Raw genomic sequence first — 19,299 nt, 5'->3', positions numbered from 1 at the left:
TCAGCTCCTCCGCTTCTTGGAGGGCTTGGCCAGGTCGAGCTGGATCTTGAAGCACTCATCACCGACGGTGCCGGGCTTCTCGTCGGGATCGTCGAACAGCATCTTCGAGACGGCCCGTACCTCCTCGGCAGGCCGCGAGAAGACAATCTTTCTCGACGAGGGCTTCTTCTCCTCGGGCTTCGGCAGGACGTTGTTCTTCTTCGGATTGAACTCGACGACCTCGCTGGCTTCACCCGCCTCGTCGTTGGTGCTCGACTTCTTGGCCGTTTTGCGCGACGCGACGGCCTCGATCGCCTTGCTGAGGGGAAGCGGCTGCGCGTCCTGCCAGTAGCTCTGCTGATCGGAGCGAGGGTGGTTCTTCCAGTCGTTCGTGTACGAGATCCAGACCCTCATCCCCTCCTTCATCTTCACGAGGGACTCGAGCCAGAGCTCCGACGACGCGTCGAGCGCACGCTTGGTGGTCGTCACCGGGAGCTTCTTCGCGTCCTTTGCGCGGAACTCAATGATGCCGGTGATGACCGCGAACTGCGGGTGATAGAGCGGGACGAGCGGAAGGTCGCCCCAGCCTGTCAGGCGGCTCTTGTCGCCGACGATGACCGCGCGGTCGTTGCAGAGGACCGTCCACCCTGCCGTGGCCGACGCGCGCTGCCCCGAGAAGTCCGCGTCGGCGTCATCGTCGTCGCCCTCGGAGCGACGGCTGGTGTTGAGACCGACCGTGATCGACACGGTCACGTCGCCCGTCGTCTTGCGGAAGACGTAGGGTGCCGGACCATCCTCGCGCGGCGAGACGAGCACCTCGACGTGAACGGGCGCCACGCTCTGCCCGTTGATTTCGATCTTGAACCCCCACTGGAGAAACATCGTGAAATGCTGCGAGATCGCCGTGGTCACCTCGTTCACGAAGGCGGGGTTGGCGAAGTGCCTGGCGACGCCCTCGTTCAGATCGCTGACGTAGATGGTGGTCCCGGGCTCCTTGAGCTTCTCCTTCGCCTCGGTGGGTTCGTTGATCGGCAGCGGGTCCCAGTTCGTCGCGTCGAGCCACCTCGCTGTAATCGGAACCTCGTAGGTGTCGTTGCCGTGGCGCGTCTTCACGAGCGCGTTGCGTCCCATCTTGAAGATCGCGCGCTTCATGCCGACGCCGTACATGCCGATCGTCTCGGTGTCGGAGTCGCGGTTGTCGTCGGGCTCTCGGCCCATCTTGAACGCGTAGTTCTTCGCCACCTCGCGAGGGATTCCGCCGCAGTTGTCCTCGATGGAGAAGTGGTCCTTCGCCAGCGTGATCTTCACCCAGTACTTGGCGTAATTCGGCTTGCCGCCGTTCCCAAGGCGCAGGGCACCGTCGAGGCAGTTGTCGATCAAGTCGAGGATCGCGTCCTCAAGCTTGATATCGCGCGTCAGCATCGACACGAAGAACTGTTTGGTCGGGACCGCCTTCGCGGTGTCTGTGCTCAGCTTCATCGGCTGGTCCTCCGTGTGCTGGCCTTCTTCGCCGGGGCGGTGGCCTTAGTCTTCGAAGTCGTGACGGGCGCGGGTGCCTCGGCGAGTGCGAGGGCGCCTTGCTCGGCGGGCTCGAACTTCGCGCGCCCCTTCGACGAGCGCGGCTTCGTGGCAGGCGTTGACGCCTGCTCCTCCTCATAGCGCTGGCGGTTCAGCTCCGCGAAGCGACGAAGCACCTCGGCTCGCGCGGCGTCGGAGATCGTGAACCGAACGCGGTCGTTCTCGGCGAGGTTCGGCTGCTCGTGGTAGCCGTGCCCGAGGTCGAGTTCGTCCCAGCCGTAGGCGCGCATGACGACTGCATCGATCTCGCGGTGCATCTCGCGTAGGCGCACGATGCGAGGGTCGACGTCGCCAGCGTCGTGAAAGCGGTTGTAGAGATTCGTGAATCCGATGGGACTCGCAGCGTCGGTCATCACCTCGCGTCGTGCCCGCAGGTACTCGTGCCCGATCTTGTCGACCCCCTTGAGTACATCTGGCGGCAAGAAGGGGAACGGCTCAACGGCATCCGACGGCGAGAAGTTGAGGTCCAGCTTCATGCGGGACGAGTGCTTCCACACCCACGCGTCGACCGGCGACGAGTTGAATAGCGCGGCGTGCGCGAAGACTTGATCCACCGCGAAAACGACGCACTTCTCGTGGAAGATGACGTCGTTATCCACCACGGATGGGTTGAAGTATTTCCCCACCCGACCAGCAACAAGGACACGCTCCGGCCGCTTGACACCCGCGCGCCAGCCCTCGGGATGGTGCTCGAAGTGATGGCCACGGCCAATCGCATGGTAGAGGCCGGGACGTTTGTCGCCGTACTGCCACCAGCGGTCGGGGAGCGGCTTTCTGAGAACGTACTTGCCACTCTCATCGCGGCGCTGTCGCTCGGGCTTCACCCTCTCTTCGACCCACGCCCAGGGCTTCTCGTAGGCGCGGGCTCGCTCCTCGGGCCAATCCCAGAAGCTGATCACCCACCGAGTGGGGCGTTGTGTTGGCTCGGACTTGAGGTCGTCGTTACTAAGGTACGGCAGAATGACGTCGACGTTCTTCTCGTCGGCGCGCATCATGCTTGCTGCTTCTTCCGTGGTGAGAACGAACCCCATCCCAACGACAACGGAACCCTGAAATGCCATCCGCTCACTGGCCTTCAGTCGCTTGGGGCTCCAATCCTCTTGGTCGGATAGATACCCAGAAATGAATGGGACCGATCGACCGAGGAGCGAGCGCTCACCGTTCCATGCGCCTTTGCGGACATGGACGCGACTCGTGACGACGTTGGCCTTCCCCGGCCAAGGTTCGTTCGGGTAGGCCGCGTGGATCGTTGCGCCTGCGCCAACCATCGCTTCGAGACCCACCTGGCGCGTGTCGCCCTCGGCAATGGTGTTGACGGCGAGCAGGCCAAAGCCGCCGCCGTCGCACAGGAGTTTCCACGCACGCAGGAAGAAGTAGGCGACGAGATCAGCCGAACCGCGCCGTCCCTCAGCGATATAGGCCACGAGCCAGTTGCGGTACGCGTCGCCGGTGACGCCAGTAATGCGTTTTCCCCCGAGGAATGGAGGGTTGCCCACGATCGCATCGAAGCCCGGTGAGGCGCCTTGGAAGACGTCCGGGAACTCCACTGGCCAGTGGAACGGGCGTCGAGGCTTCCCGTCGACAGCGTCCTTCGTGAGGTCCTTCGCGGAGCGCACACTCAGCGCCTCCGACGCGCGACCCTCGCCCTTCACGACGCGTTCGGCGTCCGCCGCGAGCGCGGCAAGTCGCGTCTCGACGACCTCCGCGCCATCAGCCGCGAATACCACGCCGATGAATGCGTCCGCGAGGAACTCGGCGGCCTTGAGCTTCTTGCGAGCATCTGCGTCAAGCGTGGCCATCGCCTCGACGTCGCGGATGTCGCGGATGGGGATCTCGTGCAACTTGCGCCGTAACTCGATGGCCTCGGCGACCGCCCGCTCGATGGCTTTGCCGAAGAGGCGGCCTTGGCGCGTGGCCGACGGGTCGAGTGTCAGCTCCGTGAGCTGCTCAAGGCGGCTGATGCCGAGCAAGCTGTCGCCGCAACGGAGGTTGTGGTCGAGGAAGCCGAAGGGGCGGCCCTTCGAGAGCGTCACGAGCCAAAGCGAGAGTTTCGCCAGCTCGACGGCGAGCGGGTTCTGGTCGACGCCGTAGAGGCAGCGCTCGGCCACGATGCGTCGCGCGCTCTCGGCGCGCATCTCGACGCCGGGCGGCATGCTCTCAACGCTGGTGCGCGGCTCGTGGACCTGGCCCGTGAGGTCGACGACGCGGCCCGCTGCCTCTTCGATGGCCCACGCCTCGACGAGGCGCGCGCTGAGGAAGCGGCACGCCTGCACGAGGAACGCGCCTGAGCCCATCGCCGGATCGCAGATCTTGAAGTCGAGGAGTTGTTCGGGCGTCTTGAGCTTCCACTCGGCGCGCGGCGCGCCCTTCGCGGGGCCGTCGTAGACGAGGGGCGTGAGCGTCTCCTCGACGATGCGCTCGGTGAGGCTCTTGGGCGTGTAGTGCGTGCCCGTCTCGCGCCGGTCGGCGCCGAGCACCACGACGAACGCGCCCCTCGGGTGGACCAGCGGGTAGCCCCACGGATCGGTGCGCAGCAGGCGCACGTAGGGTTCGAGTCGGTCGCGGAGCTTCACGTCGCCGCGACATGCGGAGAGCAGGCGCGCGCTTTGCTGCGGCTCGACCTCGGCGGCCAGCTCTTTCTCGATGGCCGACTGCGAACGCTTCGAGCGTTCGACGAGCAGGCTCGTGACGGCCGCCTTGCCACCGAGGCGCTTGGACTCCAACTCGCCGAGCGTGACGCGCGCGTCCTTGGCCTGCGCGCCCGCCTCAAGCTCAAGCGTCACATCCTCTACGCGCGCGACGGTGCGTTCGAGCAGGCCCTCGTAGACGTGGCCGATCTGCTCGACGTCGAGCGCGCGGTACGAGAGCGTGCGCCCCTCGAGGGTCTGGATGGCTTCGAGCAGCAGCAGCACCGTGCGGTCGTCGATGGGTAGCGGCTCGGCGCGGTGCTGCCGCCACGACGTGCCCGTCAGCCGTCCTTCGAGGAACGGGAAGCGGTCGGGATCGAAGAGCGAGCCGCCCATCGCGGGCAGTCGCAGCGTCGGGTGGTCGATGCCGCCGAAGACGGCGCGGAACACGGCCAAGAGGCGCGACCAGGCCGCGCGCCGCCGCTCGAGGATCTCGTCACTCTCGGCACGGAGCTGCATGCGTAGCGTCGAGACCGCGTAGAACGAGTCGTAGCGGGGCTCGCCCAAGAGCAGGAGCCCACGCTCCTCGGCGGCGAGGAGGAACACGAGCCGCATCATCACGGTGAGCCCGGCTTCGTACAGATCCTGAGGCTTCACGTCGCGGAGCAGCTCGCGATTGCGATCTTGGTCAGCGCGGTCCAGCGCCTGCACCAGCACCTCGATGGCGCGGCGAACCTGGTCACCGAGGGCGTCGGTGACCTCGTCCTGGTGCTTCAGCGAGCGCTCGAAGAGCGCCGGGAGCCGGTCCTGCTCGGGCGCGAAGAAGCGGCGCACGCCAAGCAACGACGCGAAAGCGCGCAGCGTCACCGGCTCCTGCCCCCAGATGCGCGCGTACCAGCTCGCGAAGGTCGCCACCTGGCCGGTGGGCGCGTGGACGAGCATCCAGCGCTCGCCGTTGGTCACGAGCCCGAAGGGTTTGTTCAGCGCGCGCAGGTGCAGCACCATGCGGTCGCCGGGCGAACACGAGAGACCACCGAACTTCATCGACGCCGAGAGGTCGGTGTCGGGCGGGAAGACGTGGATGGGCGCTGTGGGCGCGTCGCCGTGCGTCGGGTCGACCAAGACGAACTCGGGCGAGATCGTCGTGTCGTGTTCCGGTAGCTCGACGACAGCAGACACGGGAACGGCCTTCCCGTCCTTGAGCAACTGGTCGTCGGCCTCAAGCGCGGTGCGCAGGACCTCATCAAGCCAGGCAGCGTGCAGTTTGTCGAGATCGGCGTCGTCGGCGTCCACCGCATCGCGCCACTCCTCGTAGGCGCTGCGCAACCGCCTAGCGCGCGAGGTGTCCAGCTCTTCGAGCCCCTGCGGGAACACCTCGCGGAGCACTGGCACCGCGAGGAACGGACCCGAGACCTCGAGCAGGTTCAACCACTCGTGCTTGGCGCTCACGACTTCCTCCGTGTGGCCAGCGACTCGGGCACCAGGAGGATCACCGAGACGGGGAACGTGTGGTCGACGAGCCCTGTGTGGCGCTCTTCGATGGCGAGGCGCTCGCGTTCGCGCTCCTCGGGAATGCGGCGTAGGCGCGCCTCGAGGGCGAGCCGATCGCGCCGGAGCTGCGTGCGCTCGTCCTCGGAGAAGAGCGAGAGCTGCTTCGGCTCCTCCTTGTTCAGCTCGGCCTCAAGGTTTTTCGCGAGGTCGTCGAGGAGCTGGGTCATGTCCTCGATCTCGCGGCGCTTGCGCGTCTCGAGCGTCCCGCCGAGCACTTTGAGGCGGTCCTTCGAACGCGTGCTGACGGCGCTCAGGACGGCCTCGGTGTGCTTCTGGAAGCGGGTGCGCAGGGCGTCGAAGAGCGAGTCGTCGATGGTCCCCGGCATCGACGAGTCGAGCCAGTCACGCAGCTTGGTGATGCCGTCCTCGCGCTTGAAGCCCGCGTCGCGCAGGTAGCCGCCCGCCTCGGTCAGCTCCTCGTGGAGGCGATGGTGGTTGCCGCCGGTGATGACGAGGCGAGACACGACGGCCACGGCGGGGCCATCAAGCTTCGCGTCGGGCAGCGTGCGCACCGTGACGCGATTGAGCTTCTTCACGTCGTCGCGGGCCCACACCTCAGCGCGCAAGAGGCGAAGGCTCATCTGCACGAGCGGGTGGTTCAGGTGGACGAGCACGACATCGTCGCGCCCCTTAGCGACCTCGTGGTCGAAGGTGATGGGGCGGATGCGCTTGGTGTACGGGTGCTCAAGCCCGTCGAGGCACCGCGACCATGAGCCCGCGAGGGCGGGCATCTGGAACACGTGCGCGCCCGGGAGGTCGGCGAGTTTCGCGGGCGTGAGGTCCGGCTTGTCGGTGAGCGCGAGGGCGACGCGCACCACGCGCTCAATGCGGTCGGGCGTGAGGTGCTGTTCGCTGCGCGTCGTGGTGAGCCGCTCGTGCAGTTTGGCGATGCGCTCGCGTAGCTCGCGCTCAGCCTTCACGTAGCGGCGGGCACGCTCAATGCGTTTCTCGGCGAGGCCGGTGTCGAGCTCGCGGCGGCGGCCCTCAAGCAGCGCCGGCAACTGCGGGGCGATGACCGGGTTCACGCTGCCCATGTCGGCGCGCATGGCGTCGAGCTTGCGGAGTGCGCGCAGGATGTCGTCGCCGTGCCCGCCGCTCGCGTCGACGGGGTGCCAGATGACGACCTCGCTCTGCTTCTGCCCGTGACGGTCGACACGGCCGTTTCGCTGCTCCATCACGTTCGGGTTGTAGGGGATCTCGACGTGGACCAGCAGGTTGCAGTGGTTCTGCAGGTCGATGCCTTCCGAGGCCGCGTCGGTCGCGAGCAGGATGCGCACGGGCGACTCGCGCGGGTCGGCCTGGAACGCCGCCTTGATACTCTCTCGCTCCTTCGGGTCCATGCCGCCGAAGAGCAGCGCGAGGCGGTCGCCGCCGAAGTCGTGGCTGGCGAGGATCTCGTGCAGCGACTTCTGCGTCGCGCGGTACTCGGTGAAGAGGATGACGCGCGCGTTCGACCATTGCCCCTTCGGACGCAGGTTCACGTCGAGCCAGCGGATGAGCGCTTCGGCCTTCGAGTCGGGCCGGTGGCTGGCCTGCTCTGCCCACGAGCGCAGACGGCCGAGGAGCTTCTCCTCGTCGGCTGACAGCGGGCGCAGGCGACGGCTCGCCTCTTCGATGGCCTCGGCCTCGGCGGACTCGCGCGTGTCGTCGTCGGCGTAGTCCTCTTCGGTCTTGGCGATCGCGCGCCGGAGGATGCGCTCGTCGAGCCCCGAGGTGCGACGCGCCTCGCCCTTGCCCTTGATGGTCGCGGTGTGGCGGGCGAGCGTCGACGCGAACGCGGCAGGCGACGACGCGAGCCGCTTGCGCAGGAGCTGGTGGACGAAGTGCGACGCCCCCCCCTCACGCTCGTCCTGCTTCTCGCGGCTGGTGATGTACTGTTCGAGGAGCTCTCGCGCCTCGCGCTCCTCGGCAGTGTACTCGACGGTCAACGCTTCGAGCCGCCGTACGGGGTAGAGCTTCTTGCCCTTGGCGTCGACGAGGTCGCTCTTCAGGCGGCGCACCATCACGCGCGCGAGCTGATCTTCGGGCGGCAGGATGTTGCGCGAGAAGCGCTGGTCGTCGAGCAGCTCGAGGAGCGCGGTGAACGACTCGGTGTAGCCGTCGTGCGGCGTCGCCGTGAGGAAGAGCTTGTGCTGGAAGTGAGGCGCGAGCAGCCGGACGAGGCGCGTGCGCAGACTCTCGACGGCGTACTTGCCGACGGTGGGCGCAACGTTGTGGGCCTCGTCGACGACGAGCATGTCGAAGCGACGCGGGAACGTCGGCTGCGGCGGGAGCACGTCGCGCAGGAGACGGATGCCTTCGCCCTGCTTTGCCCAGTCGATGGAGGCGATGAGCCTCGGGAACGAGGTCCACGGGTTGGCGTGCAACCCGCGTTCGCGGCGCGAGCGCTTCACCGAGTCGGTGTCGACGATGCGGAACTCAAGGCCGAACTTTTCGGCCATCTCGCTGCGCCACTTCTCCTGCAGCGACGACGGGCAGAGCACGAGGATGGTCCGCGCGCGGTGGCGCAGGAGCATCTCCTGGATGACGAGCCCGGCCTCGATAGTCTTGCCGAGGCCGACGTCGTCGGCGATCAGCAGGTTCGTGCGCGCCATGTCGATCGCGCGCACGAGCGGGTCGAGCTGGTAGTCCTCTATGCTCACGCCGCTGCGGAAGGGTGCTTGGAGGTAGCCGCGATCGGCGTTGGTCGCCGCGCCCCAGCGAACAGCGTCGAGGAAGGCTTCTAGCTTGGACGGGTCGTCGCGAGCCGAGAGCGTAGGCAGGCCCGCGCGCTCAATGACGTGCGCACCGGGCTCGAGCTCCCACAGGACCTCGATCTCCTCACCGAGCGCGTCCTCGTCGATCGACGCAAGCTTCACGAGGTTGCGCTTCGGCAGCTCGGGCGACACCGCCGACGCGTCGACGTCGGAGACGATCCACTGGCGACGGCGCACCTCGACGAGCTGGCCGGGTTCGGGCTCGGTCGAAGAGAGCACGGAGGTCTCGGTCGCGACGGACGTGGTCATGCTCGAAGCTTCTCCCGGCGCTTCTCGACGACCGTCGCGACCTTTGTTGCTGCGCGTTCGGCCGGCTCGTGTGCCCACACGCGCACGACCTTCCAGCCCTCCGCACGCAGACGCTCGTCGGTGTCGCGGTCACGCTGCTGGTTCGCGAGGATCTTCGCGCGCCAGAACTCGGCGTTCTGCTTGGGCCACGTCGCGTGTTGCGGGCAGCCGTGCCAGAAGCAACCGTCGACGAAGACGGCCACGCGGAGGCCGCTGAACGCGAGGTCGGCGACCCGGCGGGGCTTGGTCAGGACGGGTACGTGGATGCGGTAACGGAGGCCGCGCGCGTGCAGCTCGCGGCGCAGGGCGAACTCGGCAGACGTGTTCTTCTGCCGAACGCTCTGCATGCGGCGCCGCGCTTCAGCGGACGAAGGAACTGCCCTGCTGCTCGCGGCCATTCTGCCCCCTTCGTTGTTTCGCCGACGGGGGCCGGTCGACGTGCTGCTGGTTGGCGCGCGCGACGATGCTCTCGCCGTGCTGCTTGACGTGCTCAATGATGCTCTCGCCGATGACGCGCCCGAGATCGACGGGCACCGCGTTGCCGATCATGCGGCCCAGCGCCTTGAACTGGATGGGCTGGTCGTCGGGGATGAATTTGTAGTCCTTCGGAAAGCCCTGAAGGATGGCGCCTTCGCGCAGCGAGAGACCGCGCCGCTGGGTGGGATGGCCGAAGCGCCCGTTGCCGAAGCCATAGAACTGGGTCGTCAGCGTCGGCGCAGGCTCATCCCACGTCATGCGGCCGTACACGCCCGGGTACGTCTTGCCGGTCTTCTTCTTGTGGCAGTCGGCGATCAGCTCTTCGGGCCAGTCGCGCCACGTGCCTCCCGGCCTCGAGACCGTGATGCGCTTGTAGTTCAGGTCGGAGAGATGCGAAGCGGTGTGCAGCCGGTCCTTCTTGCTCGCGCCACCGTGCCGGATCGGCTCGAGGTCCTTGTTCTTGAGGACGTCCCGAACAGTCCTCGCCTCGGTCGCCACCGGATCGCGCAGCTTGATCTCGCCGTAGAGGGACGCGAGCAGCACGGTGCGATGTCGGCGCTGAGGAAGACCGTACTTCGCGCAGTCGACGTTGTCGTCGAACCACACCATGTACCCGAGCGACTTGAGCTTGCGCTCGAAGTTCTTGAACACCTCGTGCTTCGTCACGGTGGGAACGTTCTCCATCGTGACGATTTCGGGCATCAGCTTCTCGACGAGTTCACCGAAATGGTTGAGGAGGCTCCACCGCTTGTCGTCCTCGACCTTCTCCTCTTTCTGGTAGCGGAGGGCGTAATTCGAGAACGGCTGGCAGGGCGCGCAGCCAGCGAGGACGCGAACCGTCGCATCGCCGAACCACTTACTGACCGTCGAGGCATCGAGCTCGGCGACGTCGCCAGCGTGGAACGTGATGCCCTTGTGGTTTTCCTCGTAGGGGTACTTGCACGACTCGTCGAAGTCGACGCCTGCGACGACGTTCACTCCCGCTTGCCGAAGACCATGCGTGAGGCCCCCCGCTCCGCAGAAAAGGTCCACGCACACGACATCATCTTCGGGCCGCGTGGTCCGTCCTTTCGTCGTCGTGGTGGAAGCCTTCTTCGCCATCCCGGTTACCTCACTCGTCGTCTCGCTGCGCGTCAGCGGCCTTTCCTTTGTGGACCCACTCGTCGACCTCGGACCGCTTGAACTTCCAGAGGCGTCCGATGCGATGTCCTGGCAGTCCTTTCTTCTCGATCCATGCGTACACGCTGTCCTTGCTGATCCCGAGGTACTCGGCGATCTCGCCGACTGAGAGCCATCGATCGTCCATCTTGGGTCTCCCTCTCGGGGCCCCTCAGCCGACGCGCCGGCCTCGAAGCGGCCGGAGGATACCGAGCGTAGACCCTCGAAATCAACGGACTCCGTGGGATCTCGCCCGATCTCGTCGGGCCTCGTGGGATCAGGGCAGAACGGCGGCATCTCGTCGGCCGCCGCGCCTCGCGGGGTGGCGATCTCGGGGAACGGTAGGACCAGGGCGGCGGGGCATTGATGGTGGACATGCCCCTGCAAAGCCCGGCGATCGTCGCGGTGCGGGACAGTCAATGGTAGTGTCAGAGGTGCATCGCGTCCATAGCGAGCGCCACGGCCACGCAGTCCTGGTGGCAGTTGCCCGGCGCGCGCTCAAAGCGCGTCAGCGCCACCCGCTCGCCCGCGTCGAGCCACGCCCAGAGCTTCGCCAGCGCGGGCCCCTGCTGCGGGAGCCAGTCGCGCTCGTATTCCGCGAAGAGCGCGTCGACGTCGGCCTGTGTCTTGAGGCCTTTGCGCTTCTCCGAGGCGATGCTGAGTTCGAACAGGTGCTCGTAGCGGATGCTGACGGCCGCGCAGCCCTACACCAGTGGGTTCTTCGAGAAGCCCTTCTGGCGGCTGATCGGGTTGCGGCGAACGTCGGCGAGCAGCGTCACGCCCGCCTCGCGCAGGAGCCCGAGGTACTCGTCCTGCGTGCGGCCCTCTTAGCCGATGGTGAAGAGCGCTGGCGCCGTCGTCATGCCCTCTTCGTATCGCGGGTCGCGAGCCCCGCCCACGCCGCCCGCCACTCGGCCCACGTGCCCGTATGGGCCACCTCCCGGAGGGTGCGCTCGGCCATCGGCTCGGCGCCGTCGACGGCTTCGAGCGCCAGCACGGCGTCTTGAAGCTCGGGCGCCAGGAGCAAGAGGTCGAGGAGCTGGGTCACCCGCGCCCGCGTGAGCCCCAGCTTCCGCGCCACGTCGGCCCGGTCGGCAACGAGTCCTCGGTCGATGGCGTCCTGCAGGTGGTGCGCGAGGGCGAGCATTCGAGCTACGTGCGTCGGTCGGCAGGTGAGCCCAAAGCGGGAATAGAGGAGTCTTGAGGAAGACCTCGCCACGACGCTGGCCCTATCTCCCCCTACGTAAGCCGCAGTCCGTCCTCTCCAGCAGGGTCTATGCGCTCGCTTGGTCACCTTCGCGGGCGGTCGGAGTAGCGATACCGCAGCTCGACGGCCACGTCCTTCTCATACTTGTCGTCCAGCGTGCCGCTCACGTCCATCCGCGTGACGAAGTCCCGGAAGTCGAGCCGCCGGGAGACGTGCTCGAGTAGCACCGCGGCAAGGATGTCGTGTTCGCGCACCCTTCCATGGCAGCGCCCGCACCACAGAAAGGCGAAGTCGCTCGCCCGGCAACGCGCCTGTCCCACCTCGTCACGTCGATGAAGTCGCCCCGCCGGGGTGCATTCTTTACCGCGTAAACTGCACGTCCTCTGAGGTTCCTTCCCGATCCATGGGCATAGGCGGCATCGAAGGACGCCTACGCGGCGCCGGTTGCGCCCGCGCCTGCGCAGGAGTCGTCCACCTCAGCGGATAGCAGAATCGCCCACCAGCTCACCGTCCTCCGGGCCGGCTAGTTTCCGCCGCGTCCTCCCCTTCCAGCCACCCACACACCTCAGAGCCGGACACGCCCAGCCGAGTTCCGGGTGGCACCCGACCGTCTGCGCCCGGCCACCGCACCGCGGGCAGAGGAGCCATCGACGGATGCCACCGTACGCGCCAGGACAGGGTTGCTGAATGATGCGGAGCTCGACGAGGTGTCCGGCGTGCTCAAGCTGCACCGTCGAAAGCCTCCGGTAGCGCTGGGGCGTGAAGCGGCCGCGAAGGCCGGCAATGGAAACACGAACCAGGCCGCTGCGGTACCACACCTGCCGACGGGGCCGGCGCGGACGAGGGGTAGAGCCGGCCCCGTCCATGGCCATCACTCCCCTGCCCCCACGTGGACGTGCTGCGCGGCGCCCACCACTAGCACGCTGCGCCGGCCGCCTTGGCGTTCCGCACGTAGCTCATCCATCAGCATCGTGAAGCGCTTGGTGGCGCTCGTGAGGAGTTTGTCCAGCAGCTTGGCGCCGAGCTCATCCCGCTGAGCTAGGGCCGCGGAAAGCAGTGCCGACATCTGCCCCATCTGGGCCTCCGCAAGGGCCGCAGACCGGGCCAAGGAGCGCAAGCGCACCCCGTCGCCGTCTGCCGAGGCGAAGGCTCCTGCCCGAGCACGGACGTGGTCGAGCATGGCCTCCTCGCCACCGGCCAGGAGCTGCGTCACGGACGCAGTCTCGACAGGCGAGAGCGCCAGCCGAGGCGTCGTTTCCGCAGCGCGCGCGGATGGACGGACGACCGGCAGCTCGTGGACGTTGGAGATGGCTGGGATGGACTCCACGGTCTTCGGTTTCATCCCAGAATATTAGGACAGACAACGTGCGTGAAAGCGTGTGGCGGTGCTCATGCCTCCGGAAACCGCCGCTCCGCCGTCTACGCCAGCCGGAAGGGCTCTCGCGCGCACGAGGGGGACGTGGTGTGCGGCGAGGACGCGTGCCCCAATCAGGGCCGCCATGGCTATTCCCTACAAATCACCGCGAAACCTCGGGGGATGAGGACTTTCAAGTACTCGCCACCGAGCACGACAGACGGGCGTAAGCCACTGAATCCTCAGACTTTTTTGAACATGTGACAGATGTGCCGCTCTCAGCCGCGGGTTCGTGATGGCCAAGGTGGGGATAGCAGAGGGGACAGCGAGAAGCACCGGGCGACGCGGTCGCCGACGCAGGGCTTCACAGCGCGCCCGGGCCTTCCAGGGGCGGCCTCGGCTAGTACCCGGTCCAGTTATCCGAGTACCGGCGCCGCAGCTCTCGAGCGACGTCGTCGGCGAAGCGCCCCTCGAGACCGTCCTCCTCCATGCGCGTGAAGAAGGCTCTGACGTCCAGGCGCTCGCTGCCGTCGCGGAGCACCTGCTCCAGGTGGTCGTGGTGGCGCGCCCGCAGCCACAGCTCGGCCCCTTCCACGCGCTCTTCGAGCGTTTCCCCATGCCGCATCTTCCGGAGGCCCTCGTGAGTCATCTCCTGGCGCACGTAACGTGGGACCGGCGCCCCGACGCCATCAACGGCTCGGAGATAGCGGCGGTGGTAGACGCGATGAGCCTTCTCCTCGTCGGGCAAGAGCTTCGAGTACGGGTGGTCGCAGACGCGGCAGTAGCCGTCGCCAGTCGCTGGGATGGTTTCAATGAAGTTGCGCATGGTGCGAGCCTCGCTCACAGCTTGAACATCGGGTCTGCCAGGAAGCGCTCGATGGAGTTGCTGTGCCCGTCCTTGTTCCAGCAGCTCGGGTCGGCGTCGTTCACGTCCACGCGCGGTCGGGTGGCCGGGTACAGCTCGCGCATGGCCTCCACCATGAGCCCACGCGCTCCGTCCACGATGCCGGAGGGCACCTTGCCGTCGACCAGCGGGATCTGGATGAGCACGGCATCGAAGATGGGCAGCACCACGCGGCCACCGAGCCGCCCGAGGTACGCCGCCAAGCGCGGCAGGAGCCGCTTGAGGATGCACGCCCCGCCGCCCTGGATGACGGTGTTGATGGCCCATCGCCGCTCCCAGCCGGAGATCGGGCCAGTCTTGCCCCGGAAACGCTTGAGGCCGGTGATGCCCTCGGCGTAGCCGCGCACTGCGAGCTGCTCGACGGCGCGGTCCATGCCCGTCTTGAGCGCGCTGTAGCGCTGGAAGAACCGCTCCCGGAGCCGTTGCGCCCCGGTGAGGTCCGTCCCGGCCTGGGCGGCAATGGACGCGTCCGTCATGCCGTACATCATCGCCAGGACCAGGAGCTTCATTCGGGTACGCAGGTCCGGATGCGCGCGCGCGAGCGACTCGTCATCCTGCTTGGCCTCCTCGGGCGCGAACTCCGTGGAGCACAACTCCCGGACCATGCGGACGTAGGGGTCCCCGCTGTTGCAGTCCGCCAGCAGGACGTCGTCCCCGAAGTGCGCGGCGGCGATGAAGACCTCCTGAGCCTTGTAGTCGAGCTCCACGAGGCCGAAGCCGTCCCCGTCCGGCCGGACGACGGGCCGGAAGATGCGTCCCACGCCGACGAGGTTGCCGTCCTTGAAGGTCGGCCGGCCTGATTCGGCCCCGAGCACGTGCACCCGGGGATGGATGCGTCCGTCGCTCGCGGTGAAATCGCCAGCGAACAGCCGTTCGTCCACGATATGGCTGAATCGGTCGAAGCGGTAGAGGAGGTCCACCACCGGGTGAACATCGCGGCAGAGCTCCAGGGCGTCCTCGTCGAAGGAGTAGCCGCTCGCCGTGCCCTCGCGCTTGAAGTGATGGAGCAGATCCAGGCGGTGGAGGGCGTGGCGACGGTCCTCCATGCTGCGCGGCCGGGTGACGCCGTAGCTGGTCAATTGAGCCGCGTACTCGCTGACCGCCCTCTCGGCCGCCTTCTGAGCGAGTTGAATGCGCTCAGAGCTGACGGTGACGCCCTGGCGCTGCACCTCGGCGAGGGCTACCGCCCCCGGCAACTCCACGTTGTCGTAGTGCCAATCCAGCCCCGCCGCGGCGAGAGCCGTTCGGAGCGGCAGGTGGAGGCCCGCAACGGCGCAGGCAGACGCCGTGAGGGCCTGCACGTCTTGAGCGGACAGGGGCGCACCAGGACCTGCGCCAAGGAGGCGCTCGCGGACCCCGTCCAGATTCACCGCCGGCGGGACGGCCACACCGTGCGGACACGCCAGATGGAGCAGGTCGACGGCGCCAGCTCGCTTGTCCTTCGCACGAGCGTCCGCCTCCTCGTCGTCCGCGGCTCCCGAATCGGCCTCGTAACGCACGTGGTGCCGCCCCAGCGTGAGGAGCCGGGCCGCGAGCTGCGTCGAGAAGGCCGCCCGGGGCCATGCAATGTCCAGCGAGCGGAGCGCCAGAAAGGCCGTCGCGAGACAGTGCACCACTAGGCGCACCGGCATTCCGAGCACCCTCTTGAGGTTCGCCGCAACGCCATGGGCGCGCACGTCCAGGGCATACCGAACGGCGAGGAGCCGACCTGTCGCCGCGTCGGGCACGACCGCCACCAGCCCCATCGCCAGGGACGGCGGGACCGAGGAGCCGGCCGCCGGCCCACCGAAGTGTCCGGCTTCACGAGGAAGGACCTCGAGCGCCAGGAACGAGACCGGGAGCCGCATCAACCGCGCGGCCATCGTCTCCGCGTCCGCTTCGGATACGACCGACTGGACCGCGCCGGAGAGGGCCGGAATGGACAGACGGGGACGCGCCCTGGCCTCCACCGGCTCTGGCTTGCCCATCTTCTCCAGCCGCTCCTTCAACTCCTTGTCGAACATGACCGCGACTTCTCCACCATGGGCCGGTCCCCCCGGGGGTGACACGAACCCTTTCTAGAGATCTATTGATAGGACTCGTGTCACCCCTGCCGGAGGCGCGCCCACCGGCGGGACACCGTGCGCTCGCTCACCCCGAGCGCCGCCGCCACCTCGGCGCGGCTCTTGCCCGCCTCACCCAACGCCGTGGCCTTCGCGGCCACCCGCCTCGCCTCCCACTCCCTCCGGGTGAGAAGACCGAAGTGCTCGCGTAGCGCCTTGAGGCTGCCGAACTCCTTCACGTCCTCGTACGGCACGCCCCCGGGTTGGAAGAAGACGACGGTGCGCGGCCGGGTGGCGAAGCGCACCCGCCCCAACGCCTGCGCCGCCCAGCCCGCCTCCAGGTGTACCTGGTACTTCTGGGCCAGGACGTCGAAGCCCTGCTGGCGCGCGAAGTACCCCTTGGCCCGCACCACCCGCTGGCCCGCGTGGGACGTGACGCCCAGGCGCACCTCTTCCTGGGGATGGTGGACGTCGTTGAGCCGCGCCTCCACCAAGTCCGGTCGCGCGTTGTAGGAGGAGAGCGCGAGGGCGACGTCGAAGTGCTCGAACGCGTTGCTGCCCACCGCCCCGTAGGTGATGAGGGGCACCACGTGACCATCCTGGATGTCCGCTTGCCCGGGGTTGACGACCACCCGGAAAGGAGCGCCCGTCACCTCCCGCAAGTAGCCCTCCAGCACGGTGGCGGTCTTCTTGGCGAAGCGCTTCTTCACCACCGCGAGCACCCGCTTGCCCTCCCCCGCGAACTTGCCGATGAGCTGGGCGCTGGCGAAGAGGATCTGGCTGGCGTTCTTCGGATAGTAGGTGGCCGCCCCGAGATGGCTCTTGAGGTTGTAGAGCTGGGTCCCCTCGTGCAGGAAGCGCACGGCCGGGCAGAGTTCCTGGAGGTTGGGCTCGCCGAGCCGCTGACATGCGAGCTCCAAGGGGATCCCCGCCGCCGTGGTGAAGACGTCGGCGCCCCGCAGCTCCGGCCGGCGGATGTAGCCAACGCCGTCATTGGTGCGCCACCAGGAGGCGTGGTTGAGCGCCTCGATCTCAAAGCCCAGGTACTTGAAGGCCCCCGGCCACCGTCGCAGGCCTGCCTCCTGAATGGCGGCGGCGAGCTTCCGGTTCAACCGGGGGAGCCGCTGCATGCTGTCCGCGCCGTCACCCGCTTCGAGCATCTGCGTGAGGGCCGCCGACCAAGCCGCCAGCGCCTTCCGTTTCCCGCCCGCGCCCGCCTGCACCTCGGCCACCGCGAGCAGGTTGCGCTGGAGGTCGGCGTCCTTCAGGTAGCCCCGCAGCGGGCTGTCGAGGAAGGTGGACTCGTCGAGGATGACGAGCACCCGCCGGGCCCCCGTCAGGCGCTTGAGCATCCGGATGAACCGGGGCGCCTGGATGAGGTAGGCCTGGGTGCCGGCCACCACGCGCTTGCCCTCCAGCGCCTTCTTGGAGAGCTGCTCCACCCACGAGCAACGCGAGCGCTCCGGACACGCCGCGCACAGCAACGTGCGCCCCAGCGAAGCGCACCCCACCTGCTCCAGCTTGCGCCACTCTGCATCCCGGCTTCCACAGCGCTCCCGGGGCCGGCCCTCAAGCACCACTATGTCGCTGACCGCGCGCTCCTCCTCCGTCAGCGCCTGGTACTCGCGCACGAAGGGTCGCTCGGCCAGGGTCCCCTTCTGAGGGGTGAGATAGACGACGAGGTCGTACTCGTCACCCCGACGCAGGCGCGCCACGAGCCGGTCGATGAGGTGGCTCTTTCCGACCCCGGGGTCCACGTTGAGCAGGACGAACTGATGGTTGGAGAGCGCCTTCAGGGCGCGCCCCTCGTCGAGCGCATCCTTCCGGAAGCCCGCCAAGCCCGCATCGCTGCGGACCCAGCGGATGTTGTTCTTCGCGGTGCGCATCACGCCTTGGCTACAGGATCGCGAGCTCGACGCCCGGGTTGAGCAGCTGCACCTTGCGCTTGAGGCCCACGACGTCCTCGAGCAGCAGCTGGTTGTCCCGGACCTCGAGCGTGGCGAGCACGTCCTCGGCGGTGGGCAGCCCACGGGCGTAGATGTCGCGCAGCACCGCGTCGCCGTAGTCCACGCCGTCCGAGCGCGGCTTGCTCGGGTCCACCACCTCGAGGAGCCGCACCTCGTGGCGCTGGGCAACCTTGGTCACCTGGATGATGACATTGAGGTAGTCCGGGCGCTTGATGATCGGGGTGAGCTGCGTGCGCAGGCTGCCCGCGCCCCCGTCCTTGTAGAGCGTGAGGGCGGTGAGATCTCCCTCGCCGACGTTGAAGACGAGCAGCAGGTAGACCTCCGTGGGACGGAAGCCGCCGAGGCACAGCGCGCAGTCCTGGCCCGGCCCCTTGTTGCACCGGACCGTCAGCTTCTTGCCGTCCGCCCCCTGGATGCCGAAGTGGACGTGGGCCTTGACGAGCTCACGCGTCACGTAGCGCAGGATGGCGGGCTCACCCGGGCGCAGCCACAGGCGGGAGACGCGCTGCGGCGCCACCACCGAGCTGTCGTCATCCCAGAACGACGACGGGGCCATGTCGGCGTCATCGCTGAAGTCGGGGTTGTCGCTGGTGGCGGCGGATTGAGTGGGGATGAGCGTTTCATCGTTCATGGTGGGGTTGCTTCCTTTTGGATTTGGAGTGGGACGTCCTGTGCATCGACCCGAGGCGCCTTGCCGCGTCCCGGGGTACTTCCTCGCCGCTGAGCGGATCGGCTCCGCAGCGACATCTGCAATGTCAGTGGGGATGCTGCTCGTGGGGCTCGGGAAGGAGCGCTGTCAGTCGACGTCCACCCGCCGCGCGGCCATCCACTTCTCCAACTCGTCCCTGGAGAAGACGACGAGCCGCGGGCCGAGCCGGATGTGCGGAATCTGCTTCCGGCTGACCATGGCATAGAGGGTGGGCCGCTTGAGCCCCGTCATCACCGCCGCGCCGTCGTAACGAACCTTCTCGTCCATGCGGACCTCCTCGGCCCCGCGGGCCTTGCGAGGTACATATGTACGGACGGGCCTTGCCCCACGCTCCTGCAGCGTTTTCCCAACTCGCTTCAGGGTCGCCCACGTGCTGCGTCCGCGCTGGTGGCTTCTCCGTCCAAGCAGGAGGTGCCGATGGGCTCGACAGTGGCTAGGCTCGTTCAGTGCCGGTCCCGACCTCCTCGATGCTCGGCGAGCCGCCGCGACGAGCCCAGACAGGTCGCCCCAGCACGAAACCACCTCTACCCGGGTCCCAGCCGTGGCCACCAAGACTCGCAAGCCGAAGACGCCGGCGCCGAAGGCAAAGTCCCGTAGGCGCCAAGCCCTGAAGCTGCCCCGGTTCCGCAGAGTGTCCCGGGCTATCGCCATCAGGCGGCAGCCCGGTACTTCTTTTCGTAGTTGGCGGGCGATTCGTAGTCG

Annotated in this window: 14 protein-coding genes and 1 pseudogene; all 15 read right to left on the bottom strand. The window is 67.6% G+C overall.

The genetic code is table 11. The features are described 5' to 3' along the window. A complete protein-coding gene (locus tag BLU09_RS37495; protein ID WP_090495946.1) occupies window positions 1–1,458 on the bottom strand; it encodes an ATP-binding protein in 1,458 nt (485 codons plus the stop codon). Further along, on the bottom strand, window positions 1,455–5,633 hold the full coding sequence (locus BLU09_RS37490) for an Eco57I restriction-modification methylase domain-containing protein (RefSeq protein WP_186818024.1): 4,179 nt from the start codon (window positions 5,631–5,633) through the stop codon (window positions 1,455–1,457). Before BLU09_RS37490 ends, BLU09_RS37495 begins: the two co-directional genes overlap by 4 nt. Then, window positions 5,630–8,740, bottom strand: a complete 3,111-nt coding sequence (gene drmD, locus BLU09_RS37485) for a DISARM system SNF2-like helicase DrmD (protein WP_090495945.1) — start codon at window positions 8,738–8,740, stop codon at window positions 5,630–5,632. Before drmD ends, BLU09_RS37490 begins: the two co-directional genes overlap by 4 nt. Then, a complete protein-coding gene (locus BLU09_RS37480) occupies window positions 8,737–9,126 on the bottom strand; it encodes a very short patch repair endonuclease (RefSeq protein WP_244172414.1) in 390 nt (129 codons plus the stop codon). Before BLU09_RS37480 ends, drmD begins: the two co-directional genes overlap by 4 nt. 13 nt (window positions 9,127–9,139) lie before the next feature. After that, window positions 9,140–10,357 (bottom strand): DNA cytosine methyltransferase, encoded by a 1,218-nt coding sequence (locus tag BLU09_RS37475; protein ID WP_090495943.1) that lies wholly within the window; start codon window positions 10,355–10,357, stop codon window positions 9,140–9,142. A gap of 10 nt (window positions 10,358–10,367) precedes the next feature. Then, a complete protein-coding gene (locus tag BLU09_RS37470; RefSeq protein WP_090495942.1) occupies window positions 10,368–10,562 on the bottom strand; it encodes a helix-turn-helix domain-containing protein in 195 nt (64 codons plus the stop codon). A gap of 280 nt (window positions 10,563–10,842) precedes the next feature. Continuing rightward, window positions 10,843–11,214 (bottom strand): annotated as a pseudogene (locus BLU09_RS37465) (DUF488 family protein); the annotation flags it as partial. 59 nt (window positions 11,215–11,273) lie between these two features. Further along, window positions 11,274–11,561: a hypothetical protein gene (locus BLU09_RS37460; protein WP_090495941.1), complete on the bottom strand. Its 288-nt coding sequence runs from the start codon at window positions 11,559–11,561 to the stop codon at window positions 11,274–11,276. Window positions 11,562–11,704: 143 nt separating this feature from the next. Next, window positions 11,705–11,875, bottom strand: a complete 171-nt coding sequence (locus BLU09_RS39000; RefSeq protein WP_167371236.1) for a hypothetical protein — start codon at window positions 11,873–11,875, stop codon at window positions 11,705–11,707. A 617-nt stretch (window positions 11,876–12,492) separates the two neighbouring features. After that, window positions 12,493–12,963: a hypothetical protein gene (locus BLU09_RS37455; protein WP_143043275.1), complete on the bottom strand. Its 471-nt coding sequence runs from the start codon at window positions 12,961–12,963 to the stop codon at window positions 12,493–12,495. A 412-nt stretch (window positions 12,964–13,375) separates the two neighbouring features. Further along, window positions 13,376–13,801 (bottom strand): hypothetical protein, encoded by a 426-nt coding sequence (locus tag BLU09_RS37450; protein WP_143043274.1) that lies wholly within the window; start codon window positions 13,799–13,801, stop codon window positions 13,376–13,378. 14 nt (window positions 13,802–13,815) lie between these two features. Beyond that, on the bottom strand, window positions 13,816–15,882 hold the full coding sequence (locus BLU09_RS37445) for a DNA polymerase (protein ID WP_090495938.1): 2,067 nt from the start codon (window positions 15,880–15,882) through the stop codon (window positions 13,816–13,818). Window positions 15,883–15,962: 80 nt separating this feature from the next. Next, window positions 15,963–17,807: a helix-turn-helix domain-containing protein gene (locus BLU09_RS39975; RefSeq protein WP_090495937.1), complete on the bottom strand. Its 1,845-nt coding sequence runs from the start codon at window positions 17,805–17,807 to the stop codon at window positions 15,963–15,965. A gap of 10 nt (window positions 17,808–17,817) precedes the next feature. Next, window positions 17,818–18,519 (bottom strand): hypothetical protein, encoded by a 702-nt coding sequence (locus BLU09_RS37435; protein ID WP_090495936.1) that lies wholly within the window; start codon window positions 18,517–18,519, stop codon window positions 17,818–17,820. Between the two features lie 165 nt (window positions 18,520–18,684). Continuing rightward, window positions 18,685–18,864 carry a helix-turn-helix transcriptional regulator gene (locus BLU09_RS38995; RefSeq protein ID WP_147093045.1) on the bottom strand — a complete coding sequence of 60 codons (180 nt, stop codon included), beginning with the start codon at window positions 18,862–18,864 and terminating at the stop codon, window positions 18,685–18,687. Between the last annotated feature and the right edge of the window lie 435 nt (window positions 18,865–19,299).

Source organism: Myxococcus virescens, assembly GCF_900101905.1.
GTDB lineage: Bacteria > Myxococcota > Myxococcia > Myxococcales > Myxococcaceae > Myxococcus > Myxococcus virescens.
This window is presented reverse-complemented; position numbering and strand designations above follow the sequence as displayed.